The sequence below is a fragment of the Balneolaceae bacterium genome (genome assembly GCA_034521495.1).
Lineage (GTDB): Bacteria > Bacteroidota > Rhodothermia > Balneolales > Balneolaceae > Rhodohalobacter.
Window position 1 is genome coordinate 463722 of sequence record JAXHMK010000009.1, and the last position, 26892, is coordinate 490613.

The window sequence follows — 26892 nt, forward strand, 5'->3', positions numbered from 1 at the left end:
AGAAGTTATCGAAGGCATTATTCATGCAACTCGTAGATTAGAAAACTTTCCCAAATCCGGACGAGTGATTCCCGAAATTTCAGATACAGATTTTCGGGAGGTAATATGGAACGATTGGCGAATAATTTATATGATGCCTGAGGAAAACGAAGAGTTTATTGAGCTATTTCAAAGAATTGAAGGTATTCGTATTGAAAATTGGGTTTCAAGATAAGTGATTTAGTAAAGTCGAATATTGAGTGTGAATTGCGACTTTTAAACCGTCTCCACTTCGTCCAATTTCACTCCAACCAGCCGGCTCACACCCGTTTCCGGCATTGTTACCCCGTACATCATCTCAGCTTTGGCCATAGTTTTTTTATTATGGGTGATGATGATAAATTGTGTATCCTCGCTGAACTTTTTAATCATGGCTGAAAAACGTTCAATGTTGGCATCGTCTAATGGGGCATCAACCTCATCAAGTACACAGAAGGGGGAAGGTTTTACCAGGTAGATCGCAAACAGCAAGGCGATTGCTGTCAGTGTTTTTTCGCCCCCGGAGAGTTGGTTAATGCTGGAGGGGCGTTTTCCACGGGGATTTGCCCGAATTTCAATCTTCGCTTCAAGCGGATCTTCGGCGTCTTCATCAATCACAAGGTCACAAAAATCGTCTTCGTTGAAGAGTGTGCTGAATACATTTTTGAAATTTTTTCGAACCCTTTCAAATGTTTCATTGAACCGTTCTGTAGCCGTTTCATTGATCTCCGAGATTGTCTCCCGCATCTCTTCTTCTGCATCCCTCAAATCTGTTATCTGTTCCTCATGAAATTCAAGCCGTTCTTTCTCTTCACGGAACTCTTCAATAGCCAGCGGATTTACCTCTCCGATTCTGTTCAATTTCTGGCGGATTGTACTCACCCGCGATTTTGCTTCCTCGGGTTCCATTTCAGCGGGAAGCTCCTCCGTCAGCTGATCCATTAAAATTTCATAGGTCTCCCAGATGTGATCTGACAATCCCTCGGCCTTCATTTCAAACTTTTCTTTGGCCATCGTTAAATGGTGGACCAGCTCAAGATTGACCTCTTTTCGCTTCCGAAGCTCTTTCAATTCTTTCTCTATTTCATTTATTTTTCCGCGCTGCTTACTGCTTTCTTCTTCGGCAGTTGAGAGTTTATCGTCTGCTTCTTTTTTCTGAGTTTTGGCCTTTTTAAGCTGCTCTTCGGTTTTGGTAATTTTTTGGCGATAATTCGCAATCTTCTCCCTGCTCTGTTTTAGCAACTCACTTCGACTCTGCTGCCGGCTCTTCATGTTTTCGATACCCGATTTTGCCCGCTCAATATCTCTCTCCAGGTTGTCCGTTTTATTTGAGAGATCCTGGTGCTTTAGTTGAGCATCGTTATACCGATTTTGAGCTATGGCCCGTTCCTCTTCCAGATTCTGAAGCGTTTCCTTCTTTTCTTTCTGCTGTTTATCCAGCTCTGTTATTTTCTTTTGCAGCTCCTTCTGTTTTGGCTGAAGATTTTCGAGCTCTTCAATGGCCATATCACGATTTCCGGCCAGTTTATCTTTCCGGTTTTTCAGGTCGTTAATATTCTTTTCGTATACCTGGATACTGGATTGATACCGGCTTACCTGTTGATCGAGTTCCCGGTTCGTCTTTTGCAGCTCGCGAATAGATTGCCGAATAGAATCAAGATCAATTCGCTTCAGGTCGCGATTGATCTCATCCAGTGAATCCTCCTTCCCTGCAAGACTCGCTTCAAGATCGTACTCTTTTTTATTTAGCTTATTCAGTTTGTCTTCCAGGCCCAATCGAATACCGGCCTGCTTATTCTTGCTTCCGCTTTTTAGAATTTTGTTTGATGTGATCAGATCTCCACTTGGTGTAACTGCCGAGCTCCCTGATTTTTTTAGTAAGTTTGCTCCTTCCTGAATTGTATCGGCTATAAAAACTGTGCCTAAGAATAGTTGAGCAACCGAGCTGTATTCATCATCAAACCAAACATGCTCAACGATGGAACCGGCTTCAACGGGATAGGAGTTTTTTAACTCAGCCAGCGGAATAAAAGTCGCCCGGCCTTTGTCATTTTTTTTCAGAATTTCAGAAGCGCGAATTGCGTCGTCAAGTGATTCAGTAACAATAAAATTGATGGCATCTCCCAAAGCTGTTTCAAGAGCGGGGGCATACTCCTCAGCGGTTTGAAGCAGTTCCCCAACCGGTTTAAGCAAACTGAATTCATTACCGTGATTTTCAATCAAATAGCTTACCGAAGCCGGCATTGCTTCACTGGATTCAGCGATACTCTGAAGAAGTGAAATTTCAGATGAAACAGCATCCTTCTTGCTTTTCAGGGCACGAATCTGTTCACGTAACCCTTCTCTTTTTTCCTCTAATTCATCTTTATTCTGCGAGGACTCCAACAGCTTTTGTTCTTCCTCATCTACCTGGCGATTGATTTTTTCTGATTGCTTTCGGGAATCCTCAAGTTTCGACTTTGCAGACTTTATTTCCTTCTTAATTCTCGCGATATCTTCATCAATCCGGTCCTGATCATCTTCGCTGTTTTCCAGTTTTGATTCCAGTTTAATTCGGTTTGATTGAAGATTTGTCAACTTTTGATTTACGTCACTAATCTCAATTTCCAGTTCATACAGCTCATGCCGAACCTTGGTATATTTTTGCTGAATGTCGGAAAATTTTTCTTTTGAATTGGCTAATGCCTTTTCTGATTTTTCTTTTTCCTGAGAGAGTTTTTCAAGCTTGGTTTTATTACTCTCTTTCAGTTCAATAAGCTCTTTGATATCTACCTGGCTTTGCTCGATATCAGACTCATACTGATCTATAACTCCTTCTTCATTACTAATCTTTTCATTTGTAATTTGAAGGTCGGTTTGCAATTCGCGAATGGTTGAACTTAACTGGCTAACCCTTCTCTTGGCTTCAGACTCATTTCGTTCTTTCTCCAAGAGCCTGGTTCGAGCTCGCTCTTCATCAGATTCAAGTTCCTGTAAGCGCTCAGCAATTTTACTTTTTTCCTTTTCCGCATTTTCAATTTTTGTTTGAAGCGGATCAAGTTCTTCCTGGATGGATTTGAACTCGTGAAGGGTGTAAGCCTTGTCGAGATGTTCAAGTTCTATTTTCAGTTTTTTAGCTTGTTCGGCTTTCTCAGCTTGTTTCTCAAGAGACCGTGCTTTCTTTCGAATCTCAATCAAAATATCTTCCAGCCGTGTGAGATCTTTCATTGTGTCATCCAGCTTGCGCAGAGTTTGTTTTCGCTTCTCTTTGTAGCGAGTTACTCCGGCAGCTTCTTCAAATAGCCGTCGTCGATCGTTATTACGATCATTCAGAATCTCCTCAACCATTTTAAGCTCAATTACGGAATAGGCATCAGAGCTCATGCCGGTATCCATAAAAAGCTCCATAATATCTTTGAGCCTGCAGGCCGTATTGTTAATCAAATATTCACTGTCTCCCGATCGGTAAAGACGCCTGGTGATAGTTAGTTCACTGTATTCAACAGGAAGAATTCCTTTATTATTGACAAATGTGAGTGAGACATCCGCCATTCCCAGGGCTTTCTTTTTGGCGGTACCATTGAAGATGACATTGCTCATGGAGCTGGAGCGAAGAAGAGTAGGGCGCTGTTCACCAAGAACCCACCGAAGAGCGTCAACAATGTTAGATTTTCCACAACCATTCGGCCCAACAATGGCAGTGATCCCGTTATCAAACTTTACATGCGTTTTATAGGCAAAACTTTTAAAGCCGTGTAATTCTAATTCGGATATATACATGGCAGGTTACAGGTTGCAAGTTTCAGGTTTCATGTGAATGTGAGAGTTGAAAAATTGAACTTGAACCCTTTTTGTTATATTTGTTTTTGATCAATTTAGAGATAGTTGAGATTCCAAAAATAATCTAACCTGAAGATACAACTTTGAATATTGATCTATTGAAAGATTAAAACCTGAAACATGTAACTCGAAACCAGAAACCTGTTACACCGTCATAATTTCTTTTTCTTTTACTTCCAGCATCTTGTCTACTTTTTCTGTGTGGGCATCTGTAATAGACTGGATCTTCTCTTCAGCCTCGAACTTGCTGTCTTCAGGAAGGGATTCCTCCTTAACGGAATTTTTTATTTCATCATTAGCATTTCGCCGAATATTTCGAATACTAATTCGGGCATCTTCAGCAACTTCACTGGCACGTTTTACCAGGTCTTTACGGCGCTCCTCAGAAAGCATTGGCAGTGGAATTCGAATGATGGTACCATCATTATTTGGATTTAACCCGAGCCCGGCCGACATGATCGCCTTTTCAATATCTTCCATTGCAGATTTATCATAGGGCTGAACGGTTAACATGCGAGCCTCAGGGGCTGAGACAGTGGCCAGTTGATTCAGGGGTGTTTGCGATCCATAGTAATCGACTTTTACACCATCCAACAGAGAAGGTGTTGCTTTTCCGGCCCGAATATGAGAGAACTCTTTTTTACAGAATTTCACAGCTTCGTCCATGCTTTCGTCGGCAGTATCAATAATTAGTTGCAGTTCTTCAGGTATCATAATTCAGAGATTTGATCGTTTGTCTGAGATTTTCAATCAGATGAAAGCTTGATTTCCATCTGGTGTGCTCCAAAAAATGGCTTTTACTTCTTGATAATAAAAACCATTAAAATTTTTTGTCAATCTAAAGATAGCGAATGACAATCAACCAATTTAAAAAAACTACGATTTATCCCAAACAACGGTTGTACCGACTGATTCACTTTGAGTGACAACTTTTAACAGGTTGTTGGGGGTATTCATGTTGAAAACAATGATAGGCGTTTTGTTTTCACGGCAAAGAGTAAAGGCTGTCAGATCCATCACATCAAGCCGACGGTTTAAAACTTCATCTCCTTCAATGACATCAAATTTTTTGGCATCCTTATTTTTTTCGGGATCTGAATCGTAAATGCCATCAACCCGTGTTCCTTTAAGAATTACATCTGCTTCAATTTCAATAGCACGAAGAGAGGCAGCTGTGTCGGTCGTGAAATAGGGATTTCCGGTACCTGCACCAAAAATAATCACGCGCCCCTTTTCGAGATGACGGATAGCACGCCGGCGAATATACGGCTCGGCAATCTCTTCCATCCGGATGGCACTCATCAGCCGGGTATGAACACCTTTACGTTCAAGTGCGTCTTGAAGTGCCATACTGTTGATCATGGTGGCAAGCATTCCCATGTAATCGCCCTGAACGCGATCCATTCCTTCGGTGGCTCCCTTTACACCTCGGAAGATATTTCCTCCGCCAATAACAACGGAAACCTCAAATTCTTTCTCCTGAACTGCTTTAATTTCATCAGCATAAGCGGTAAGAATATCGGCGTCTATACCATGTCCCTGCTCACCTAAAAGTGCTTCGCCGCTGAGTTTTAATAGAATGCGTTTGTATGGTTTAGCCAAAATATTTTGGTTTAGATGTTTTGAGATATTAATAGGTTCCCCTTTGAAAGGGGGCAGAGGGGGATGATTGCAAAAATATATTTGAGTGGTGAACGAAAAATCAAAACTCAGGTCATCCTCCTGCTCATTTTATTCGCTCTCCCCTTTCGAAGGGGAAGTCCAGAAATATAAGCCAAAAAAAAAGCTACCGGGAAGGTAGCTTTTTTAAATAAGAAAATTAAGCTTCGCCAAGCTGTAACCTGTAAAAGGACTTGACGAGTGGAGCGTCATTTTGTTCAAGGTACTCTTTAACAGAAATCCCGTTATCTTTTACGAACTTCTGTTCGAGTAAAACACGCTCTTCATAGAAACGCCGGAGTTTGCCTTGTGAGGCTTTTTCAGCGATTTCGACTGGTTTTCCTTCATTAATCAACTGCTCTTTGGCAATTTCGAGTTCTTTTTCCACGATGGATGTATCCACTCCGTCTCTTACAACGGCAAGCGGATTCATTGCGGCAATCTGCATCGCAACGTCTTTGGCTACATCGGCATCATCAATAGAACTTTCAAACTCTACTATTACGCCCAACTGATTGCCGGGATGGATATATTTTACAAGATCACCGGAAGATTCAATGAACAATACCCGGCTGATCTCAATCTTCTCTCCAATTTTACCAACCATCTCATCGAGATGCTTCTCGATTGTTAATCCATCAATCTCTTTTTGCAGCAGTTCTTTGATTGAACCAATCTCATGTTCAAAAGCCACATCCAGGAAGGATTCTCCATTTTCCTGGAAATCGTCATTTCGGGCAACAAAGTCAGTTTCGCAGTTCAGTTCAATTGCGGCTGCTTTGGAGTGATCGTCACTTATTTTAATAAGAATAAGCCCTTGATTGGCTTCACGGTCGGCCCGTTTTTCAGATACTTGTTGGCCTTTTTTTCGAAGGATTTCAACAGCTCGGTCGAAATCTCCATCGGCTTCTGTCAGGGCTTTTTTACAGTCCATCATGCCGGCCCCGGTGGCCTCACGTAATTTCTTTACATCTTTTGCACTAATACTCATGACTGAATAATTTCTACTATTTTAATTTCAGGATTTATTTTTATCGGAATCTTCTTTTTCTTCTTCATCGGCATCATCGTCTTTGGCAGATTCTTCTTCTTTGCCTTTAGATTCTTTTGCTTCAGATTTTGACTCTTCAGCCGAGTCCTCATCCTTATCTGATGAATCGTCGTCATCTCCATCACTTTTGTCGTCGGAAGATTTATCTTTTTTACCTTTAGATTTTTTAGCATCAGTTTTTGACTCTTCAGCTGATTCCTCTTCCTCATCTGCAGAATCGTCACCATCTTCATCCTGATCGGGATCAGATTTTGAGGAATCCTTGTCCCCGGATTTCTTTCTGCGTCGTTTTCTGCGTCGTACTTTAACTGGTCCGCCATCGGAATCATCATCGTCGGAACCTGAATCTTTTTTCGCTTCTTTTGCGGCTTCTTCCATGAGTTCTTCTTCTTTCATGGCTTCACGCTCAGCGTTTCCTTCAATAATTGCATCTGCAATAAGCGAAGTTACAAGCTGAATGGTTCGTGCAGAATCATCGTTGGCGGGAATAATGTAATCCGGAATGTCAGGATCACTGTTTGTATCAACCATTGCAACAATCGGTATGTTTAGCTTTACAGCTTCGTTCATTGCAATACTTTCCTTAATAGTGTCCACTACAAAAATAGCACCCGGCAGGCGATTCATATTTGCGATTCCGCCCAGTGTTTGTTCAAGTTTTTCCCGTTCCCGTTCGAGCATGAGCCCCTCTTTCTTAGTGAGCTCGTCGATCGTACCGTCTGTTTTCATTTTTTCAATCTCTTCCATTCTTGAGATGCTCTTTCGAACGGTACTAAAGTTCGTAAGCATTCCTCCCAACCAACGATGCGTCACAAAAGGCATTCCGCAACGGATCGCCTCCGTTTTAATAATCTCTTGTGCTTGTTTTTTGGTGCCTGTAAATAGAATGGTTTTACCGGACCGGGCAAGTTTGGTTACCTCATCGAGTGCTTCCTGGAGGTATTTTTCTGTTTTCTTGAGGTCAATGATGTGGATTCCATTTCGAGGCATGAAGATGAACTCTTTCATTTTTGGATTCCACCGGCGGGTGAGGTGACCGAAATGGGCACCAGATTTCAATAGTTCTTGTACAGATGAAGCTTTAGGCATTGTTTAAGTATGTTAGTTTGAGTTAGTCCTCTACACAGGTCGACCCTGCTCGCCAATCCCGACAAAATTTTTTTATCGGAACACCCGACGCCAGGTAACTGTGTATGTGTGATTAAATGTACGCCGGACAGCTTGTCCGGCAATTTGTTTAAGTTGACGTTGTCGGACAAGCTGCCCGACGTACAACTCAAAAAATGTTTACCGCTTAGAAAACTGAAATTTCTTTCGAGCTTTAGGCTGGCCGTATTTCTTACGTTCAACCATTCTGTCGTCTCGGGTGAGAAGACCGTGCTCTTTAAGAATTCCGTGTTTGTCTTCGTTCAGATCGTCAATTGCACGAGCAAGTGCCAGGGAAACTGCACCGGCTTGTCCGGTTACTCCCCCACCGCGCACAGTTACTTTAATGTCGTAATTGCCATCAAGCTCAGTAAGTTCGAGCGGGAACTTGGCAACATTAAATCGTGCTTTTGTACTAAAGTAGTCTTCAATGGGCTTGTCATTTACTACAAAAGTTCCGCTTCCCTCGTTAATGTACAAGCGTGCTGTTGACGTCTTTCTTCGGCCAATGTAATTTTCTTGTGCCATGTTGGGCTATTAAATTTCTTTGATTTCTGGTTGCTGAGCAGTGTGTGGGTGAACCGGGCCTGCATAAACTCGTAGATTTGTTAAAAGTTTTCGTCCGAGTTTATTTTTAGGAAGCATACCTCGTACCGCTTTCGTTACCAGGCTGGTTGGATCTTTTTCCAACATATCTTCAGCCGTTGTGAATTTCTCTCCTCCGGGATAATCGGTGTGTTTGAAATAAACTTTTTGAGACAACTTGTTTCCGGTCAATACAGCTTTTTCTGCATTGATTACGATAACATTGTCACCCGCATCCATGTGGGGAGTAAATTCCGGTTTATTTTTTCCACGTAAAATGGAAGCCACTTCACTGCTTACTCGTCCAAGTGGTTTGTCTTCGGCATCTACCAGTACCCATTTTTTTTCAATGGTATCCGGTTTTGCGTTGTATGTTTTATTACTGATCGTGTTCACGATATTCTCTTTAATTTTTGCAAATTTGGAAAGTCGATAAAGATAAAAGGAATTCTTTTTTATTGCAATGTTTTTAGTTTAAAAATACAGTTTTCTATTGACACTCAACTTAATATCCAATAGAGTGATTGGATTTTCGCGGAATTCAAAAAATCGAATATAGATCAACAAGAATACTTATTGCAGAAGCATGCCTTCGGCATAGTTGGAGTGATTAATTCATGCGCACTCGTACCGTTTTCTTATGAATCATTTGGGTTGTAATTTATTTTGTCAAAATTGCCATACTTATTCCACTTTTCAAAAGGAAAACTCACTCAGGATCGGTTTTCTCTTTTCTGGAGGCATGAATAAACGACTGCCAAAATTTCTTGATTTAAAGAGGCTTTCTCTATGCATATTTATTAGACAGTTCTTCCAAAAACGAATCTCTGACTGAGGCGAAGGTTATTGATTATTTTAAATCCAGTTGATATAGATATATGAGTAAAGAAAATGAAAAATGGATGCTTCAAGATTTTGAAAAATGGGTGGATTCAACCATCACATCAAGGGGGCAAAGTTATTATAAATATGGTTCTGTAACGGATCTTGAGCAGATTAAAAAAAATGTATGGATTGCCGAAGTTGAAGGAAGCCATCTTTATACTGTGGATGTTCAGATAAATGACGATTTTGAGATCTGTCTGGCTTCTTGTAACTGCCCGTATGATCATGGCCCCATTTGTAAACATATTGTAGCGGTTTTGTTCGATCTGCGAAATCAGTTTTTTGAATCGGATGAGTATGGCAAGATCAAACCGGAACAATCACTCTCTACAATAGATACCGGTCAAACGGTTGAACAGGAACTTGACGCTTTGATGTCACAAATTTCTCAGGACGATCTCCGGGCATATCTAAAAGAAATTCTGTTGAAAGACCGAAATTTACGCTCACGATTCAAGATGCGATTCTCTTCGCTGAAGGAAGCTGAAACCTCCGATGATTACAAAGAGATAATCCGGGATTTACTGGCTCCCTTTGAACAGCATCAATACGATGATTATTACTACGATTATGATGATCAGGGATATGGAGATATGTGGGTTGATACACAGGAAAATTATGATATCCTGGTTGATCTGTTAGAGAAAGCAAAACAGTACCTGGAATCCGGAGATCTGGAAATGGCAATATCCATCTGCAAAGCCATGATCGAAGAAGCAGAAGCATCGATGGACTATATATACGATTCGGATGGAAGTATCTGGGGGTTGGTTGACTCTGCATTTGAGACACTTTTTTGGATTGCCGAGTCGGGTGCGAATAAACAGGTTAAGAATGACCTGTTTGAATATGGCATTTCAAATGCACGAAAGCAGAGCAGCGGCCGTGGAGACCGGTTCAATAATTTTCTTGATTTGGCGATCGCTATGGCAAGCCATTCTGATCAAAACAAGCGTATCGAACGATTATTACTTGATTGTATTCAGTCAAATCATCAGGTCAATACATTCTCCGGCAGCGGTAACTACAGGAAAGAGCGGTTGATTTCAAAATTGATAGAACTGTATCAAACACTGGGTGAAAATGAAAAGATAAACAAACTCCTCGAACAACATAAAGATCTGCCTGGAATCAGAACGAAACTGATTGAGCAAGCCTGGGAAGATGAAGACCTCGAAACTGTAAAAACACTGGCCAGGGAAGGGAAGCAAACATCCAAGTATTCTGGTTTCTCAAATAACCAGTGGACTCAATGGTTACTGAAAGCAGCAGAGGCAGAAAACGACATCAAGAAACAGCGTAAATATGCCAAAGAACTCCTGTTTTCTACTAAAAATATCGATTGGTACAAACGGCTAAAAACATTGTATAAGAAAGAGGAGTGGGAGAAAACGCATCAATCCATACTCAAAAAAATAAGAGGAAATCAGAATACTACGTGGTTTGCTCCATCCATTATTCCTGCTATCTATATTGAGGAAAAACAGTGGAAAAAGCTCCTCGATTTTGTGCGGAAATATTCAAGGTTGGAAACAATCAGAGAATACGACCACTGGCTGAAGAAGCACTATTATGAAGAGTTGATGGAACTGTACCGGGAGGCCATCTTACAGTATATGGAGAATCACACCGGGCGAAAATACTATCGGACAACTTGCGGATATTTTGACCGAATGAAAGGTTTGGGAGGAGTTGAAGAGGCATATGAGTTGGCAGATATTTTGAAACGGCAGTACTCCAATCGACCCGCGATGCTCGAGGAGTTTAAGAATGCGGGGTATTAAGTTCAATAATAGATCTGCCGGTGAATAGGTAGTTCATCGATTTGTTGGCAGAAGGGGGTTAATATTCCACTTTTCCTAACTTCTTGTATATTAAAGCCTCAAAGAACTACTTGAAGGGTACGCTATGAATCGATCGGAGCTTTCGGAAACTGACATTCGAACCAAATACATTACACCTGCATTGATGGATGCCGGTTGGGATCTGCATAAACAGATTCGCGAGGAGAAGTATTTTACTGATGGCCGGATTCGGGTTCGGGGATCGGTTGCGTCAAGAGAAACAGGAAAGAAGGCCGATTATATTCTCTATTACAAAAGAGGAATTCCACTCGCTGTCATTGAGGCCAAAGATCACAATCATTCTATTGGTGCCGGAATGCAGCAGGCTTTGGATTATGGCGATATTCTGGATATACCGTTTGTTTACAGCTCCAATGGATCGGGCTTTTTAGAACATGACCGCACAAAGACGGAAGGTTCCATTGAGACTGAATTGACAATGGAGCAGTTTCCTTCTCCAAAAGAGTTGTGGCAACGCTATTGTAACTATAAAGGATTCGACAATAAGCAGGAGAAACTGGTTAAGCAGCCCTATCACTTTGAGCAAGATGGCCGAACTCTTCGCTATTACCAGGAAATAGCTGTGAACCGAACAGTGGAGGCGATTGCGAAAGGCCAGGATCGAATTTTATTGGTCATGGCAACTGGTACCGGCAAAACATTGACAGCCTTCCAAATCATATGGAGAATCTGGAAAGCCGGTGAGAACAAACGAATTCTTTACCTGGCTGACCGAAATATCCTGGTGGATGATCCCATCCGTAAATACTTTGGTTCGCTGAAAGATGTGGTTCATAAAATTCAGCGGGGAAAGGTTAGCAAGGCTCATCAAATCTATTTTGCATTGTATCAGGCAGTGACCGGAAATGAAGATTATTCGGATGTCTTCAAAGAGTACTCCAGGGATTTCTTTGATCTGATTATTATTGATGAGTGTCACCGCGGGAGTGCAGCAGCCGATTCAGCCTGGCGCAGAGTGTTGGAATATTTTGACAGCGCTACTCACATCGGTTTAACTGCTACTCCGAAAGAAACGAATACGGTTTCCAACATCCACTATTTTGGTGAGCCGATCTATACCTACTCTCTGAAACAAGGAATTGAAGATGGATTTCTTGCACCTTACAAAGTGGTGCGGTTTACCATTGATAAAGACGCTGAAGGCTGGCGGCCGGAGGATGGATTTGTCGATAAGTATGGTAACATCGTACCGGATCGTGAATACAACCAAAAAGATTATGACCGAGAATTGATTCTTGAAAAACGAACGGAGTTGGTTGCCCGAAAAGTCACGGAATTCCTCAAAGAGACCGACCGATATGCCAAAACCATTGTTTTCTGTATTGATATTGATCATGCGGAACGAATGAGGCAGGCACTGGTCAACCTGAATGCAGACCTGGTGAACAAGGATAGCCGATACGTGATGCGAATTACGGGTGATGAAAAAGCGGGAAAGATGGAGCTGGATAACTTTATGGATGAAGAAGAAAGCTATCCGGTTATTGCCACGACATCAAAACTGCTGACCACCGGCGTAGATATTCCCACCTGTAAGTTCATCGTTCTGGATGCGAATATTGGTTCCATGACGGAATTCAAGCAGATTATTGGAAGGGGAACCCGCATCAGTGAAGATTACGGGAAGATGTATTTCACCATCATGGATTTCCGAAATGTAACCCGCCACTTTGCCGATCCGGACTTTGATGGAGAACCGGTACAAGCATCAGAATTTGGTCCCAATGATTCTCCCGTTCCGCCACAAGAAGAGGAAGAGCCGCTCGGTAATTATCCCGATTCTCCTGAAATACATGAAGATGGATATGAATGGGAAGACGATGGTGGTGAAATAACCGATGGCGATGTTCGCAGATTCTATGTAGACAATGTAGAAGTAAAACTCCTGAATCAACGGGTTCAGTATTATGATGATGACGGGAAGTTGGTCACGGAATCTCTGAAAGATTATTCCCGCAAGAAAATTAATGAGAAATATGGCTCTCTGGATGAATTTCTCCGCAAGTGGAAGGACTCCGAGAAGAAGCAAGCCATCGTCGAAGAACTGGAAGAAACCGGAGTTGTATTTTCAGAACTCAAGAAAGAGGTAGATAAAGACCTCGATCCGTTTGATCTGATTTGCCATGTAGCCTTTGAACAACCTCCCCTTACCCGACAAGAACGGGCAAATAATGTGAAGAAGCGAAACTATTTTGGAAAATATTCGGGAACTGCTAAAGAATGTACTGGAAGCTCTGCTTGGATAAGTACGAAGATGAAGGCCTCGAAAACCTGGAAGATATGAATATTCTTCGCTTAGATCCTTTCAATAATATGGGTACACCGATGGAGATTATTCAGGAATTTGGCGGAAAAGATGAATACCTGAAAGCGATTCATGAGATTGAGGATGAGCTTTATAAATCAGCATAATGAAACTTAATAATGAAAAAGTATCCAGACTAAGAGATAAGATTAAAGACTCTTTCGGATTCGTCCTAATCATAAAACCATATATATAGATGTAGGTGGAAACATTGGTAGATTTAATTAGAACAGCATCAAATTGATACATGGACGACGAGGATCAGGTAAATCCTTTCTATTAATTCAGTTTGGCAAAAATGATGATTGCTGTAAGCCAAGGTTCGATTCCTATACAAGATGGTATTGATGCTGATGAAAAGTTACAAAGCTATCAGATAGTCTAATAAGGATTGTATTAGACGTATTGAATCATGCCAAGTAGCAAATTCCAAACTACAATTCTGGATTTCAGATTACGATTTAAATAAAGCAATAGACGAATTAAGGACTACTTAACCTGACTGACGATAGCATAGTGTTAAAAAAAACGATGAGTATGTCAAAGAAGTTCTGCAGATGATAGATCTGGAAATGTAAATTTTTCAGGAGGGACTAATTCAATCAAAGGGAGGAAATGAATATATAGAAGACTAAAGATAGTATTACTTGCAAGACGACTTCTGATTTTAGAAATGTATTGACATGCAGCTGTTATCAGCATTTTTACTAAGTCATGAGCAGTGATGGCGTCGCAGTAGCTGAGAAGCTTGCTAATTTGCTAGGTACGGCGTCGAAGCTTGTCTCAGAAGAAATTAGATGCACAAGTGTGGATGGTTATAGGTTACCTGGAGGTGCAAATACGAATGAGCAGTCTAAAAGAAGCAATTTCTAATACGTAATGCTCTTATAGGCCTTATTACTCCACGCAGGCTTGAAGTCATTAGCTATGTTTTGTCTGTCAGTCAAGCTATGGTCAGCAAGACGGGGGACTTGCCGAAGCGACAATTATCAGACGTTCAATGCTTCAGTTAATTACAGAATTGAGCCAGTTCCTTAACCGTGAAGAAGAGAAACCACAGTTATGCTGTCAAGATTGATTGATGAGCCTTATAACGTCGTCAAATTCAATGGTTCGTAAAATGTTTCACTCCCGAACCCCTAAATCTGTCCATTATCCGACACGGATCGGATATCCATTCAAGACAATTTATGCGCAGAAGAGGTGCCGGAGTTGACGGCGATGCGCAGCGGATCTCTCAACTTGGATGGATGCTGTTTCTGAAGGTTTTTGATGATTACGAAACCGAGCAGGAGCTCATGACCGATGACTATGAGTCTCCCATCCCAGAAAAGTACCGGTACCGCAACTGGGCGCATGATGAAGAGGGAATCACCGGGGATGCCCTGCTGGAGTTCATCGATGAGCTGTTCAAGGAGATGAAGGAGATGGAGCTGGACGAGAAGAGTCCCCGGCTGGCCTTTGTGGTGAAATCCATTTTTGAGGATTCCTACAACTACATGAAATCGGGGACGCTGCTCCGGCAGGTGGTGAACAAGCTGAATGAGATCAACTTCAACAAGAAGGACGACCGCCATCAGTTCAACGATCTGTACGAGAAGATCCTGAAGGACCTGCAAAGTGCGGGCAATGCCGGGGAGTATTACACGCCCCGTGCGGTCACCAAATTCATGACGCAGATGATCGATCCCAGGATCGGGGAAACGGTGTTTGATCCGGCGTGCGGAACGGGTGGATTCCTGGTGGATGCCATCGAGCATATGAAGGAGCAGTCGTCATCCATTGAGGATCTGAAAGCCTTTCAGGAGAATATTCAGGGCGTGGAGAAAAAGCCGATGCCGCACATGCTCTGCACCACCAACCTGATCTTGCACGGCATTGATGTGCCGAAGGTCCGGCGGGATAACACCCTCAACAAGCCGTACAACGAGTACAAAGCCAAAGACCGCGTGGATGTGGTGCTGACCAATCCTCCCTTTGGCGGACAGGAAGAAGACGGCATCGAAAAGAACTTTCCGGCACAGTTTCAGACGCGGGAAACGGCCGACCTGTTTTTGGTGCTCATCATGCGCCTGCTGAAAGAAGATGGCCGGTGCGCCCTGGTACTTCCCGACGGATTTCTGTTTGGGGAAGGCGTGAAAACCCGCATCAAGGAAAAACTGCTGAAGGAGAATAACCTGCATACCATCGTGCGCCTGCCCAAAGGCGTGTTTGCGCCCTACACCAGCATCAACACCAATTTGCTGTTTTTTGAGAAAGGCGGCTCCACCGATGAGGTGTGGTATTTTGAACACCGCTATCCCGAAGGCTACAAGAGCTACTCCAAAACCAAACCCATCCGCATTGAGGAGTTTGATGTAGAAAAGAGTGGTGGGAATGACCGCAAAGAAACCGATCAGGCCTGGAAGGTAACCACCGAAGAAATCGAGAAGCGGAATTACAACCTCGATATAAAGAACCCGAACTCCGAGGAAAATCAGAGTTACGATGTAGAGGCTTTGCTGGCCAAGCGGAATAGTCTGAATGAAGAGATTCAGAAATCTGAGTCGTTCGTTGCTGAATGAGCTGAAGGAGACCTTAGCGTAAAACACCTCTCCCAACCCTCTCCTCGAGGAGAGGGCAGAAGTGCTCTTGTGAGCACTTCGCTTTTGGTTAACAGTAATTTAATGGTTTTAAATCTATCTATGGCAGATGATCAAAAACATAGCGCTCCCCTCTCCCGTGGAAGAAGGGCCGGAGGTGAGGACGAAAAGGGCAAGAAATCGCCAAAACTCCCTCTCCACGCCGGTGCGGAGCCGCATCAGTTTAAGTACGCCCGTCAGTTACGCCGAGACATGACCAAAGCAGAAAAAGTTCTCTGGGAACATCTGCGTGCTCGGCGTTTTTTAAATATGAAGTTTAGAAGGCAGCATCCGATTTTGGAATTTATAGCAGACTTTTATTGCCACAAATTAAAACTGATTGTGGAAGTGGATGGCGAGTATCACGAAGAAGATGATGCAACATATTACGATAGCGAGCGGACGAAAGAGCTGAAACGATACGGGTATTCTGTAGTTCGTTTTTCGAATGAGCGAATTTTAAAAAATATAGATGAGGTTTTAGTGGAACTGAAGGAGTTAGTTACTCGACTCAGAAAAACCTCTCCCCAAATCCCTCTCCAGCAGGAGAGGGGCTTTCGTGGGCAATCAATAGATTCTGCTGAAATTCATATTACAAGCCAGAAATCCACACCCTCTCCTCGAGGAGAGGGCCGGGAGAGGTGGAAAACAGAGGAGACAAAACATGAACCTAACCGACCTACTGGACGAATTTAACGTCGTCATAGACACCGCCGAAGGGCTGACCGAACTCCGCTCCCTCATCCTGGGACTGGCCGTTCGCGGAAAACTGGTTCCCCAAGATCCCAATGATGAACCGGCTTCGGAGTTGTTGAAGAAGATTGAGGCAGAGAAAGAACGGCTTTACGAAGAAGGTGAAATTAGGAAACCTAAAGAAAGCCAAAGTTATTAGATGAATGTGATTTCGAAGACTATGCCAAATAATTGGCTTTGGACATTAATTTCACATCCATAGTTGATGTGATATCCACTTCCGGGCACAAAGTTATAAAGAGGATTTCGAGGATGAATGCCAGTTTATCCAGATGAACTGATTTGGGGCAGTCATTTATCGGGAGTTATTGCTGATAATGAAAGTAAATTATATTAAGATTACCTCGGGATTTAGTGATCTTTGGTGATCACACCTGTGAAGTAAAATATAGTTGATTTTAGATTTTATAGCAGGTGCAGATGGCATAAAGATATCTTCGTCCTATTTTAATCAATGCTAAATTTTTTTATTGGTTTATATATCAGGCTCCATTAAGAGACAGAGGTTATGGGCGTCATTATAAAGTTTTAAAAAGAACTTGAAGTCATTCCACTCCCTCCACTCGCCGAACAACACCGCATTGTTCAAAAAATAGAATCCCTGTTTGCGGAAGTGGATGAGCTGGAAGCAAAGCTAAACCGGCAAACCAAACTGGATGAGAAGCTGCAGTTGGCCGTCAATGCCGAAGTGCAACAAGCCCCGGATGCCGAAGCCTCCAAATCCGCCTGGAGCTTCATCACCTCCAACTTCGACACCCTCTACCACACCCCGGAGGCTATCGACAACCTCAAAAAGAACATCCTGAACGAGGCCGTCCGCGGAAGGCTCGTCCCCCAAAACCCCAACAACGAACCCGCAGCTGAACTCCTCAAAAAGATCGAAGCTGAGAAACAGCGGTTGTATGATGAGGGAGAAATTCGGAAGCCGAAGGATCTGCCGCCGGTTAAAGAAGATGAGATTCCGTTTGAGATACCGGAGAGTTGGGAGTGGTGTAAGATTGGTCAGATAAATGTAGCTTCAAGTTAAAGACGGAGTACATATAATCCAAAGGATTATGTAAATGATGGAGTACCTTTTTTGCGATCTAAAGATATTGGAGATAGGAAGGTGGATTTTGATAACTCGAATATGTATCATAAGAGAAGATACTGAGAAGTTCAAAAGATACATCGGAATGCCAAAAGCTGGAGATATACTGATAGCATGTATTGGAAGGGTACGATAGGAAGTACTGTGGAGAATGATCTGTGAATAATACTTAAAGACGATATTCTGTTCAAAATTGATAGTGTTATACTATTGAATCGATATTCTGATCTATCTAAATAAGTTCTGAAATTTTCTACAATCCAGATTATGGAGTAGAGTGCTACAGGATCAGCATATAATGCATTGACAATAACCAAAATTAAAAACTCAGTTTTCCACTACCTCCACTCGAAGAACAACACCGCATTGTCCAGCGCATCGAAGAGCTCTTTGCCATCTGCGACCGCTTCAAAGCCCAACTGCAGCAGCGCCAAGCGGTGAATGAACGGTTGGTGAAGGGGTTGGTGGGTGAGGTTTTGGAGGGGAGTTAGAATGGATAAAAGTTATATAAATCACACATGTTCGCAAATTGCGAACTTTTTTGTAGCTTAGTGCCGTTATGATATGAGAGTACATCTGATTAAAGAAAAAACAGTACTGGATTATGCGACAAAACATGCTACATCAGCTGGTGCGTTTGAACGGTGGGTTGAAATAATAAAAAAGGCTGATGTAAACAAGCCACAAGATTTTGTAAACCTGCTTGGTCGGAAAAATGTAGATATACTGGGTAAGAATAGCGATCGTATCTGTTTTGATGTAGGCGGAAATGATTATAGGATCATTTGCTCCTATTACTTTAATGATACCATTGAAACGGTAACATTATTTGTAAAATGGATTGGTACTCACGCGGAGTATGATGCGTTAAACAATCAAGATAAACAGTATACAGTTGAAAAGTTTTAAAGGGTTAAGGGGAAAACAATGAAATACAAAGTGATTAAAAGTGACGATCAGTATCTTGAATACGCTGATCGACTTGAGGAATTGGTGAGTAATGGCTTGGATAGTCAAGATGCAATTGATGAATATGAGTTACTCTACTTGTTGATTCGAGACTGGGATGATAAGCACAATTCAGTGCCAGAAATGGACCCTGTAGAGTTTATTAAATCGTTGATGGAAGATAAAGGTTTGAAGCAAACAGATTTAGTTGAAGTAGCGGGCGTAGGTAAAAGCACGATCTCAGAGATTCTCAATTACAAAAAGAGGATGTCGAAAAAGGTGATTCGAAATCTCGCCAACCACTTCAAGATTCAGCAAGAAGCCTTAAACAAATCATACCGGCTTGAAGGTGAGGGCATGACCTATGATTATGAGAGTAATTTTAGCTCTATAAACGTAGGAAAAGAAGAGGGCACAGCGAAGACTATGAGTAGATCGACAAAAGGATTACCAATAAAAACATCTTGACCAAAAAAATCAGATTGTCCGGCTACCTTACTGCTAAGAATAAAGAAATAAATTAAATTCTGTTTACACTCGTTTAGATCACTCTCTTTCGATGATCAATCCAAAACAGATGTATGAAGAGTTCTTGCGAAGTCGGGAAAAAGCATAATCATCACTCACCAATCAAGTTCATTGAGCTTATTTATAAAGAAACTGAATCAAAAAACCCTTATTTTTAAAGACTCAAAAGAAATTTTAAACCTGTTGAAAATCAACTGAGGAATTTATGACATCCAAGAATCCACTATCGCAAACGAAAGTAGCATTTAATACAGGATCGGGGGAGGCTCACCTTTATAGTCTCAAAAAACTGGAAGAGCTTGGCTACGGCAACATCAGTAAACTGCCATTTACGATTAAGATTTTGTTGGAAGCTGTACTTCGGGAGTACGATGGCTTTGCAATTACAGAAGACGACATTAAGCTGTTGGCAAATTTTAATGCCAAGAATCCGGAAGGAGAGATTCCCTTCAAACCATCAAGAGTAGTTTTACAGGATTTTACCGGGGTTCCGGCTGTAGTTGATCTCGCCGCACTCCGATCTGCCATGAAACGAATGGGTGGAAGTCCAACATCCATTAACCCCCAGGTTCCTGTGGATTTAGTGATTGATCACTCCGTTCAGGTAGATATGTTTGGCCGCGATGCTGCCTTAATGTTTAACGTGGAAAAAGAGATGGAGCGTAACAACGAACGCTACCAATTTCTGAAGTGGGGTAAAGAAGCGTTTGATAATTTCCGTGTGGTTCCTCCGGGACGCGGAATTGTTCACCAGGTGAATCTTGAATACCTGGCGAAAGGAGTGTTTACGCGTGAGGAAGAGGATGGATCTACCGTTGCTTACCCGGATACACTGGTAGGTACTGATTCTCACACTACGATGATTAACGGCCTTGGAATTCTTGGCTGGGGTGTTGGCGGTATTGAAGCGGAAGCGGCGATGCTTGGACAGCCGATCTCCATGCTGGTGCCCAAAGTTGTAGGAATGAAACTGACGGGTGCTCTTCGCGAAGGAGTTACTGCAACAGACTTAACGTTGACAGTTACAGAGATGCTCCGTAAACACGGCGTGGTAGGTAAATTTGTAGAATTTTACGGCGATGGAATCAGTAATATGAGCTTGCCTGATCGGGCAACAATTGCAAACATGTCGCCGGAATACGGTGCTACGATGGGTTTCTTTCCGGTTGACGAAGAGTCTTTGCGATATATGAAACGTACAGGCCGGGATGAAGAACTTGTGGATTTAGTTGAACATTATACGAAGGCACAGGGACTTTTCAGAACGGATGATACGGCTGATCCTGATTTTTCCTCAACTCTGGAACTGGATCTAAGTACAGTTGAAACTTCGCTTGCAGGACCAAAATTGCCTCACGACAGGATTATTCTCAGTAATATGAAGAATACTTTTGAAAAGTCGTTGACCAGTGATGATCCAACAATGGGTTTTAGCCTTACGCAGGAAAAACTGGCAAATAAAGGGATCTATAAGAATGGCCAGGAGATCGAGATGAAACATGGTGACGTGGTGATTGCTGCGATCACAAGTTGTACAAATACATCGAATCCAAGTGTGATGCTGGGTGCGGGTATTGTAGCTAAAAAAGCATATGAACGAGGATTGAAAGTTCCTGAGTATGTAAAAACCTCTCTGGCCCCCGGATCTCGTGTGGTAACTGAGTATCTGAAAGAAGCGGGTCTTACTGAGTATATGGACAATCTCGGTTTTAACCTCGTTGGATATGGCTGCACCACATGTATAGGGAATTCGGGACCTCTTCCTGAACCGGTAGAAGCAGCTGTGAAGGAAGGAGATCTGATTGTGGCCGGTGTTCTTTCCGGAAATCGTAACTTCGAGGGAAGAATTCACCCATACGTGAAAGCAAATTATCTGGCATCACCACCGTTGGTTGTGGCTTATGCTTTGGCGGGAACGGTCCATATTGATCTTTCTAATGAGCCGATCGGAAAAGATAAAGACGGCAACGATGTATATTTGAAAGAGATCTGGCCTACAACGGAAGAGATTGCTGAACACCTGGACAGTGCTATTCGTCCGGAGCTGTTTGAGAAGATGTACAGCGATATTTTTGAATCTGAAACCTGGGAGAAAATTCCAGTGAAAGGCGGTGAACTGTTCGAGTGGGATGATAAATCCACTTATATCCAGGAACCCCCCTTCTTTATTGGAATGGGTGAAGAACCTGAACCTATTGAGCCTATAAAAGGTGCCAGAGTGTTGGTTAAAGTGGGCGATTCTATTACAACAGACCATATATCTCCGGCCGGAAATATCAAAGAAGATTCTCCCGCCGGAAAGTATTTGAAAGAGCATGGGGTTGAGGAAAAAGACTTTAACTCTTACGGCTCACGTCGTGGCAATGACCGTGTAATGACCCGCGGTACATTTGCAAATGTACGTTTCAAAAACCAACTGGCCCCCGGAAAAGAGGGTGGCTTCACGAAATACCATCCGACAGGTGAGATCACGACGATCTTTGATGCTTCTTTGAAATATAAAGAATCAGATACGCCGTTGGTTGCATTGGCCGGTACTCAGTATGGAACAGGCTCATCACGAGACTGGGCTGCCAAAGGTACTGATCTCTTAGGAGTAGAATGTGTCATTGCTGTTTCTTATGAGCGAATTCACCGTTCAAATCTGATCCAGATGGGCGTACTTCCCCTTCAATTCAAAGAGGGCGACTCTGCCGACAGCCTTGGGTTGGATGGCACTGAAACATTTGATATCCATGTAGATGATGACGTGAAAGCAGGTGACGAAATTAAAGTTACCGCAACTAAAGAAGACGGTACGGAGATTGAGTTTACGACCGATTGCCGAATCGATACTCCTGTTGAAGTAGATTACTACCGAAACGGTGGAATTCTGCACAAAGTTCTCCGGGATTACGTGGAAGAGGATAAGAAATAGAGGGGTTAGATTTAGAAGAACCTTCAAGCGTCTGCAACAAAGTGGAACTCCTTGAAGCGTTCTGATTCTTATAAATTCATGACCTTGAAGGACCTGCAGACGCTTCAAGGTCATTTAAGACTAATATTCTAATATACCGGGAAATGCTATCCCGGTTTTTTTTTGTTAGGAAAAAAATGCCAAATCAAATTGTTCTTATCGATTGTCCGGATGCAAAAGGACTGGTGTATAACATCACAAAGGTGATTTATGATCTGGGTTTAAACATCATTAGTAACCACGAGTATGTAGATTCTAAATCCGGGTATTTTTTTATGAGAACTGTTCTGGAGGGAAGTTATCCTGAGGAACCGTTTAGTAAGAAATTAAACGAGGTTTTACCTGATGATGCGAATATTCGTCTCTCAGCCATTCGAAAAAAATCGGTCGTAATTCTGGCAACGAAAGAAACCCACTGTCTGGGGGATCTGCTCCTTAGAAATGCTGATAATGAACTTCCCTGCGATGTGAAAGCGGTTATCAGTAACCACAATCATTTAAGGGGTCTGACTGAATCCTTCAATATTCCTTACCACCATATCTCAGCCGAGGATTGTTCGCGGGAAGAACATGAACAAAAAATCTTAGCATCTCTTGATGATTATAAGCCCGAATATCTTGTGCTCGCTAAATATATGAGGATTTTTACGCCGGAGTTTATCAAACATTATCCCTATCGAATTATCAATATTCATCACTCATTTTTACCGGCCTTTATTGGGGCCTCTCCCTATCAGCAGGCGTTTGAAAGAGGAGTAAAAATCATTGGAAGCACGTCTCATTTTGTTACTGAAAATTTGGACGAAGGGCCGATTATTGTCCAGGATGTCATTCCCGTCAATCACACTTTTACAGCTGAAGGAATGGCCCAGGCCGGACGCGATATCGAAAAAAATGTATTGGCGAAATCGCTCAAATTAGTTCTCGAAAACCGAGTGTTTATCTTCAAGGATAAGACGATTGTTTTTGAATGAGTCATTCTGATTTCGAATCGTTGGGACAGAATATCCAAACGACAATAGAAGAGCTCCTGAACCAGACGCTTGCGCTATCAAAGAATTAGCAATTACTCTTGATGTGGCTAAAGCCACGTATCTGTTTAGCGGCCTGACAAACAAAAAAAGTCAATCTCTTGGCACAGACCGTTGTTTCTCCCTCTCCCCTTCGCCCCTCTCCCGCGGCGGGAGAGGGGTTGGGGTGAGGGCGATACGATAAATGTAGCAGGGTTCAGCCTGGAACTGTACAAAGCCATTTTAACTTTAAAAGCTCATCTTCCGTCAGCTAAAGCAGACGGTAATTGATTGGTCTCAATCAAATTTAAAGGTTATATCTTTTAAATTTAGTATGAGCTTTTTTACTATTTCGACCTGTTGCTTGAATCCATTAGAGGCTGTCCAAAAAGAATGTTCTTTAAGCATATAAACTCATTTTTGTCATGCCGGACCCCGATCCGGTATCTCCAAACTTAGTTAAAGAGTGGAGATTCTGAATCGAGTTCAGAATGACATCTTTTTTGGATAGCCTCAAAATAGAACGCAAAATCGTGTGGCTTTAGCCGCATTCTCTCAAAGTTCAAACCCACCAGCTCCCCAGTCCTCTCATCGTGAAAATATTGGCTAAATGACTGTTTAATCTTGTGTTGAGTACAACTTTAAGTATCGTTTTGTAAAATAAATTAGAGGTTTTTTTCCGCCCGAGATGCATATTAATTTCTGCTCTCCTGGCAACCTGTTTGGCAATTTTCTTCCTTTGTTTTGAGTAATTAGAAAAGAGTGCAGTTTGTTTCGATGAATCGTTCAAAGCTTTTTGAAGTGTAGAAACCGCATCGTCCGCATCCAACCAGCCGAGGTTCATACCCTGTCCGCCAATAGGACTCACAACATGAGCTGCATCCCCCGCAAGCATAACATTATTTTGATGATATGTTTCTGCTGAGTACTGCTGAACGCCAAAGCTGCTCATCATAAAATTCTCAGACTCATAAAGCGAGTGTTGAATTCTTTGTTTGATGAGTAATCTCAGTTGTGCCGGGGTAGGCTCATCAATGTAATCATCCGTTTTTACCACCCATCGCCGTTGATGATTCGGAAGAGGAAACGACTCAATCAAACCATTCTGATGAAGATAAACGGCAGCATCAGAGCCGAATTCGGTGTTATCCTCAAAATCTCCCATGATGTAACAATCCGGGTAGGCTTCGCCTATGAATCTGATGCCCAAAGAACTTCGAACAGAGCTGTTTTTCCCATCACAGCCGATGAGTAACCGGGATTTCAGAGAGCTTTGGATTCCATTTCGATTGAATAAAACTTCAACAGATTCTTCTTTTTGATTGATCTGATCAACTCTCGCTCCGCGAATCAAAACATTTTCGTCGAACTTTTGAACCCAATCTTCCAGAATGGCTTCCGTTTTCCATTGGGGGATAGCTAAAATAAAGGAGAAGGGTGGGGGACAGGTTTCAAACGAAATCTCCCCGAGTTTTTCAGAATTCCAGTATGCAATTCCCTTTTTAATTTTTAGACCCTCGTCCAAAAAAGAATCAACAATTCCAGCTTTCTCAAATAGTTCGAGAGAAACCGGGTGAATGCCCAGAGATTTGGAGTGTTTATCAATCTCAGTCCTTTTTTCAAGAACTTTGCAAGAGATGTCATGCTGAATCAATCGCCCGGCCAGGTACAATCCAACCGGACCGCCGCCCACAATGATAATATCTGTTTCGGGTTTACTCATATTTTAAGAGCGCTCGTAGAGTGCCAATAACCGGAACGGAAACTGACGATGAACTTGCCAACTTTTGGGCAGTGCCCGTTTTAGCTCCTCTTTTTTAAAGCTTCGTTTAATAGATGTGAGCCCATCTTCCACGATAAAACTGTTTCGAAAAAATGGAGTGGCAACTACTTTGAATGAGGCATACCCAAAATCACTTCTTTCGATATCATTAAAGATCACTTTTTTTGAGACAAGTTTTTGGGCGTCCTCACATACGGTCTTGAGCTCAGGTTCCTTCAAATGATGCATTAGGTGGTTCGATATAACGATATCAAACGATCTGTTTTCCCGGGCCAGATCATCCGAGGTGGCATTTATAAACGAGATATTTTCAGGCCATTTTTGATCAGAAAGATATTCAAGAGCCCGTCCATCCGGCTCAATTCCTGTGATCTGAAGTTTAATTCCATCATTCTTGGCAAGCCGGTCAATCATTTTGATAATATCCCCGCCGCCACATCCAATATCTAACAATGAATATTTTTTTGAGGAATCACTGAGAACTGGCCGAATGTGGTTTCTGTAGATATGCTGCCAACCAGAAATCAGGCGATTAATAGTTGAAAACTGTTGATAGGTGTTAAACAAAAGCACTTTATTACAATTCGGCTGATCCATTTTTTCCCTGAGATGCTCCTTCCGTTCTTTCAGAAAAAAAGACATGGTTCAGGGAGTTATTTTTGTAAGAAGGGCTGATTCGAGTGTTAAACCCGGCCCAAAAGCCATCGCCAGAGTTTTCTCCTCTTTTTTTTCTGAGTTTTTGTTCATCAACTCTTTAAGCACAAACAAGATCGTTGCACTGCTCATATTTCCAAAATTGGATAATACACTTCTTGATGATCCCATTTTCCCTTTGGGTACAGATGTTGAAGATTCCAGTTTATCAAGAATGGCCCTGCCACCGGGATGTATTGCCCACTGATCAATTTTATTATGAGTGATCTGAAATTGATTCATCACATCAAGAAGAAAATCGTCCATTCCTTCTTTGAGAAGATCTGGAATGTAGCTCGATAAAATCATATTGAAGCCGTTATCTCCAATCGACCAGGCCATGTCATCCTCTCCTTTTTTGTTGATGGAAGAGGCAAAACCATCAAGTCTGAAATGAGAATCTTCTGGTGTTCTGCGGCTGATAATTGCACCGCCGCCGCCGTCAGAAAAAACGGTGGATGAGAGCAGATTATCCATTTTTGAATTTGCCTGGAAATGGATTGAACAGAGCTCAACTGAAACAATGAGAACAGTAGCATCCTTATCGGCTGAACAAAACTGCTGAGCCATTTTTAAAGCCGGAATCGAAGCATAACATCCCATAAACCCCAAGTGATAGCGCTGGATGGATGGATCTAATCCAAGAGATTGGATAATATCGAAATCGGGACCAGGGGCATAAAAACCAGTGCAGGAAACGGTGATAATATGTGTAATATCCTGTGTTTTAAATGAGGAGTTTTTTAGAAGTTTTTTGGCCACTTCAACAAAGAGTTTTCGGCCCTGTTTAATGTAGAGATCATTCCGGCTTTTGGTTCCGGGCGTAGCTCCCTGTCCGTTGAAAAAGAGTGCGGGCGTATCTCTGTTGCTAAAGTCATCAATGACGGAGTATCGGGTATCAATTCCGGAATTGGCATAGAGGTGGTGGATGATTCGTTTTTCCCGTTCTGTTGTACCCACTACATCTTTCATAATCTCCCGGAGTTTTTCTTGTTTGAAAGAATGCCTCGGAACGGCGGTTTCTATTTGATGGATATACACGGAATTTTTCATAGAGTTAACTTTAAGCGGTCATTTGAATCTATGTACTAAAACTATTAATCTGAAACAAGCGAGCTTCGTTCAATAAATGTACACCGGACAGCTTGTCTGGCTCCACAGATTATGGTTCCCGGAA

At 42.3% G+C, this 26892-nt stretch carries 21 protein-coding genes; 11 read left to right on the top strand and 10 right to left on the bottom strand.

The features are described from left to right. Positions 1–255: 255 nt before the first annotated feature. From smc to rplM, 7 genes are all read right to left on the bottom strand, one after another. Entirely contained in the window at positions 256–3777 is a 3522-nt protein-coding gene (smc, locus tag U5K72_07035; GenBank protein ID MDZ7718555.1) for a chromosome segregation protein SMC, read from the bottom strand. A gap of 204 nt (positions 3778–3981) precedes the next feature. Beyond that, positions 3982–4551, bottom strand: a complete 570-nt coding sequence (frr, locus tag U5K72_07040) for a ribosome recycling factor (protein ID MDZ7718556.1) — start codon at positions 4549–4551, stop codon at positions 3982–3984. A gap of 162 nt (positions 4552–4713) precedes the next feature. Then, positions 4714–5439: a UMP kinase gene (gene pyrH, locus U5K72_07045; GenBank protein ID MDZ7718557.1), complete on the bottom strand. Its 726-nt coding sequence runs from the start codon at positions 5437–5439 to the stop codon at positions 4714–4716. Positions 5440–5656: 217 nt separating this feature from the next. Then, the gene (gene tsf / locus U5K72_07050) at positions 5657–6487 is read right to left on the bottom strand and encodes a translation elongation factor Ts (GenBank protein ID MDZ7718558.1); all 831 of its coding nucleotides are present in this window, start codon (positions 6485–6487) and stop codon (positions 5657–5659) included. 27 nt (positions 6488–6514) lie between these two features. Continuing rightward, the gene (gene rpsB / locus U5K72_07055; GenBank protein MDZ7718559.1) at positions 6515–7636 is read right to left on the bottom strand and encodes a 30S ribosomal protein S2; all 1122 of its coding nucleotides are present in this window, start codon (positions 7634–7636) and stop codon (positions 6515–6517) included. Between the two features lie 198 nt (positions 7637–7834). After that, positions 7835–8221: a 30S ribosomal protein S9 gene (gene rpsI / locus U5K72_07060; protein MDZ7718560.1), complete on the bottom strand. Its 387-nt coding sequence runs from the start codon at positions 8219–8221 to the stop codon at positions 7835–7837. A 9-nt stretch (positions 8222–8230) separates the two neighbouring features. Continuing rightward, positions 8231–8674: a 50S ribosomal protein L13 gene (gene rplM, locus U5K72_07065; protein MDZ7718561.1), complete on the bottom strand. Its 444-nt coding sequence runs from the start codon at positions 8672–8674 to the stop codon at positions 8231–8233. Between the two features lie 482 nt (positions 8675–9156). On the opposite strand from rplM, the gene U5K72_07070 reads away from it, so the two are divergent. From U5K72_07070 to purU, 11 genes are all read left to right on the top strand, one after another. Beyond that, complete coding sequence (locus tag U5K72_07070; GenBank protein MDZ7718562.1) at positions 9157–10947, top strand: SWIM zinc finger family protein; 1791 nt, start codon at positions 9157–9159, stop codon at positions 10945–10947. Positions 10948–11071: 124 nt separating this feature from the next. Further along, on the top strand, positions 11072–13312 hold the full coding sequence (locus U5K72_07075; GenBank protein ID MDZ7718563.1) for a DEAD/DEAH box helicase family protein: 2241 nt from the start codon (positions 11072–11074) through the stop codon (positions 13310–13312). Beyond that, on the top strand, positions 13309–13440 hold the full coding sequence (locus U5K72_07080; protein ID MDZ7718564.1) for a hypothetical protein: 132 nt from the start codon (positions 13309–13311) through the stop codon (positions 13438–13440). Before U5K72_07075 ends, U5K72_07080 begins: the two co-directional genes overlap by 4 nt. Before the next feature lie 1083 nt (positions 13441–14523). Further along, positions 14524–15897 (top strand): N-6 DNA methylase, encoded by a 1374-nt coding sequence (locus tag U5K72_07085; GenBank protein MDZ7718565.1) that lies wholly within the window; start codon positions 14524–14526, stop codon positions 15895–15897. Between the two features lie 102 nt (positions 15898–15999). Then, positions 16000–16650 carry an endonuclease domain-containing protein gene (locus U5K72_07090; protein ID MDZ7718566.1) on the top strand — a complete coding sequence of 217 codons (651 nt, stop codon included), beginning with the start codon at positions 16000–16002 and terminating at the stop codon, positions 16648–16650. Beyond that, on the top strand, positions 16619–16846 hold the full coding sequence (locus tag U5K72_07095) for a hypothetical protein (protein ID MDZ7718567.1): 228 nt from the start codon (positions 16619–16621) through the stop codon (positions 16844–16846). Before U5K72_07090 ends, U5K72_07095 begins: the two co-directional genes overlap by 32 nt. Before the next feature lie 474 nt (positions 16847–17320). Then, on the top strand, positions 17321–17734 hold the full coding sequence (locus tag U5K72_07100; protein ID MDZ7718568.1) for a hypothetical protein: 414 nt from the start codon (positions 17321–17323) through the stop codon (positions 17732–17734). A gap of 627 nt (positions 17735–18361) precedes the next feature. Then, positions 18362–18706 carry a type II toxin-antitoxin system HigB family toxin gene (locus U5K72_07105; protein ID MDZ7718569.1) on the top strand — a complete coding sequence of 115 codons (345 nt, stop codon included), beginning with the start codon at positions 18362–18364 and terminating at the stop codon, positions 18704–18706. Between the two features lie 18 nt (positions 18707–18724). Beyond that, positions 18725–19213: a helix-turn-helix domain-containing protein gene (locus U5K72_07110; GenBank protein MDZ7718570.1), complete on the top strand. Its 489-nt coding sequence runs from the start codon at positions 18725–18727 to the stop codon at positions 19211–19213. A 265-nt stretch (positions 19214–19478) separates the two neighbouring features. Then, entirely contained in the window at positions 19479–22190 is a 2712-nt protein-coding gene (gene acnA, locus U5K72_07115; protein ID MDZ7718571.1) for an aconitate hydratase AcnA, read from the top strand. Positions 22191–22366: 176 nt separating this feature from the next. Then, entirely contained in the window at positions 22367–23203 is an 837-nt protein-coding gene (gene purU / locus U5K72_07120) for a formyltetrahydrofolate deformylase (protein MDZ7718572.1), read from the top strand. Positions 23204–23801: 598 nt separating this feature from the next. Here purU and U5K72_07125 read toward each other — a convergent pair. From U5K72_07125 to U5K72_07135, 3 genes are read right to left on the bottom strand one after another with little or no spacing between them, the layout of a single operon-like run. Next, entirely contained in the window at positions 23802–24962 is a 1161-nt protein-coding gene (locus tag U5K72_07125) for an FAD-dependent monooxygenase (GenBank protein MDZ7718573.1), read from the bottom strand. A 3-nt stretch (positions 24963–24965) separates the two neighbouring features. Further along, positions 24966–25664: a methyltransferase domain-containing protein gene (locus U5K72_07130; protein MDZ7718574.1), complete on the bottom strand. Its 699-nt coding sequence runs from the start codon at positions 25662–25664 to the stop codon at positions 24966–24968. 3 nt (positions 25665–25667) lie between these two features. Continuing rightward, positions 25668–26768, bottom strand: coding sequence for a type III polyketide synthase (locus U5K72_07135; GenBank protein ID MDZ7718575.1), 1101 nt, complete (start codon positions 26766–26768; stop codon positions 25668–25670). Positions 26769–26892: the final 124 nt, after the last annotated feature.

Bases quoted from the DNA above. Each gene is read 5' to 3' on its own strand.
- smc (MDZ7718555.1), bottom strand. From the start codon at position 3,777: ATGTATATATCCGAATTAGAATTACACGGCTTTAAAAGTTTTGCCTAT.
- frr (MDZ7718556.1), bottom strand. From the start codon at position 4,551: ATGATACCTGAAGAACTGCAACTAATTATTGATACTGCCGACGAAAGC.
- tsf (MDZ7718558.1), bottom strand. From the start codon at position 6,487: ATGAGTATTAGTGCAAAAGATGTAAAGAAATTACGTGAGGCCACCGGG.
- rpsB (MDZ7718559.1), bottom strand. From the start codon at position 7,636: ATGCCTAAAGCTTCATCTGTACAAGAACTATTGAAATCTGGTGCCCAT.
- rpsI (MDZ7718560.1), bottom strand. From the start codon at position 8,221: ATGGCACAAGAAAATTACATTGGCCGAAGAAAGACGTCAACAGCACGC.
- U5K72_07070 (MDZ7718562.1), top strand. From the start codon at position 9,157: ATGAGTAAAGAAAATGAAAAATGGATGCTTCAAGATTTTGAAAAATGG.
- U5K72_07075 (MDZ7718563.1), top strand. From the start codon at position 11,072: ATGAATCGATCGGAGCTTTCGGAAACTGACATTCGAACCAAATACATT.
- U5K72_07080 (MDZ7718564.1), top strand. From the start codon at position 13,309: ATGAATATTCTTCGCTTAGATCCTTTCAATAATATGGGTACACCGATG.
- U5K72_07085 (MDZ7718565.1), top strand. From the start codon at position 14,524: ATGCGCAGAAGAGGTGCCGGAGTTGACGGCGATGCGCAGCGGATCTCT.
- U5K72_07090 (MDZ7718566.1), top strand. From the start codon at position 16,000: ATGGTTTTAAATCTATCTATGGCAGATGATCAAAAACATAGCGCTCCC.
- U5K72_07095 (MDZ7718567.1), top strand. From the start codon at position 16,619: ATGAACCTAACCGACCTACTGGACGAATTTAACGTCGTCATAGACACC.
- U5K72_07105 (MDZ7718569.1), top strand. From the start codon at position 18,362: ATGAGAGTACATCTGATTAAAGAAAAAACAGTACTGGATTATGCGACA.
- U5K72_07110 (MDZ7718570.1), top strand. From the start codon at position 18,725: ATGAAATACAAAGTGATTAAAAGTGACGATCAGTATCTTGAATACGCT.
- acnA (MDZ7718571.1), top strand. From the start codon at position 19,479: ATGACATCCAAGAATCCACTATCGCAAACGAAAGTAGCATTTAATACA.
- purU (MDZ7718572.1), top strand. From the start codon at position 22,367: ATGCCAAATCAAATTGTTCTTATCGATTGTCCGGATGCAAAAGGACTG.
- U5K72_07125 (MDZ7718573.1), bottom strand. From the start codon at position 24,962: ATGAGTAAACCCGAAACAGATATTATCATTGTGGGCGGCGGTCCGGTT.
- U5K72_07130 (MDZ7718574.1), bottom strand. From the start codon at position 25,664: ATGTCTTTTTTTCTGAAAGAACGGAAGGAGCATCTCAGGGAAAAAATG.
- U5K72_07135 (MDZ7718575.1), bottom strand. From the start codon at position 26,768: ATGAAAAATTCCGTGTATATCCATCAAATAGAAACCGCCGTTCCGAGG.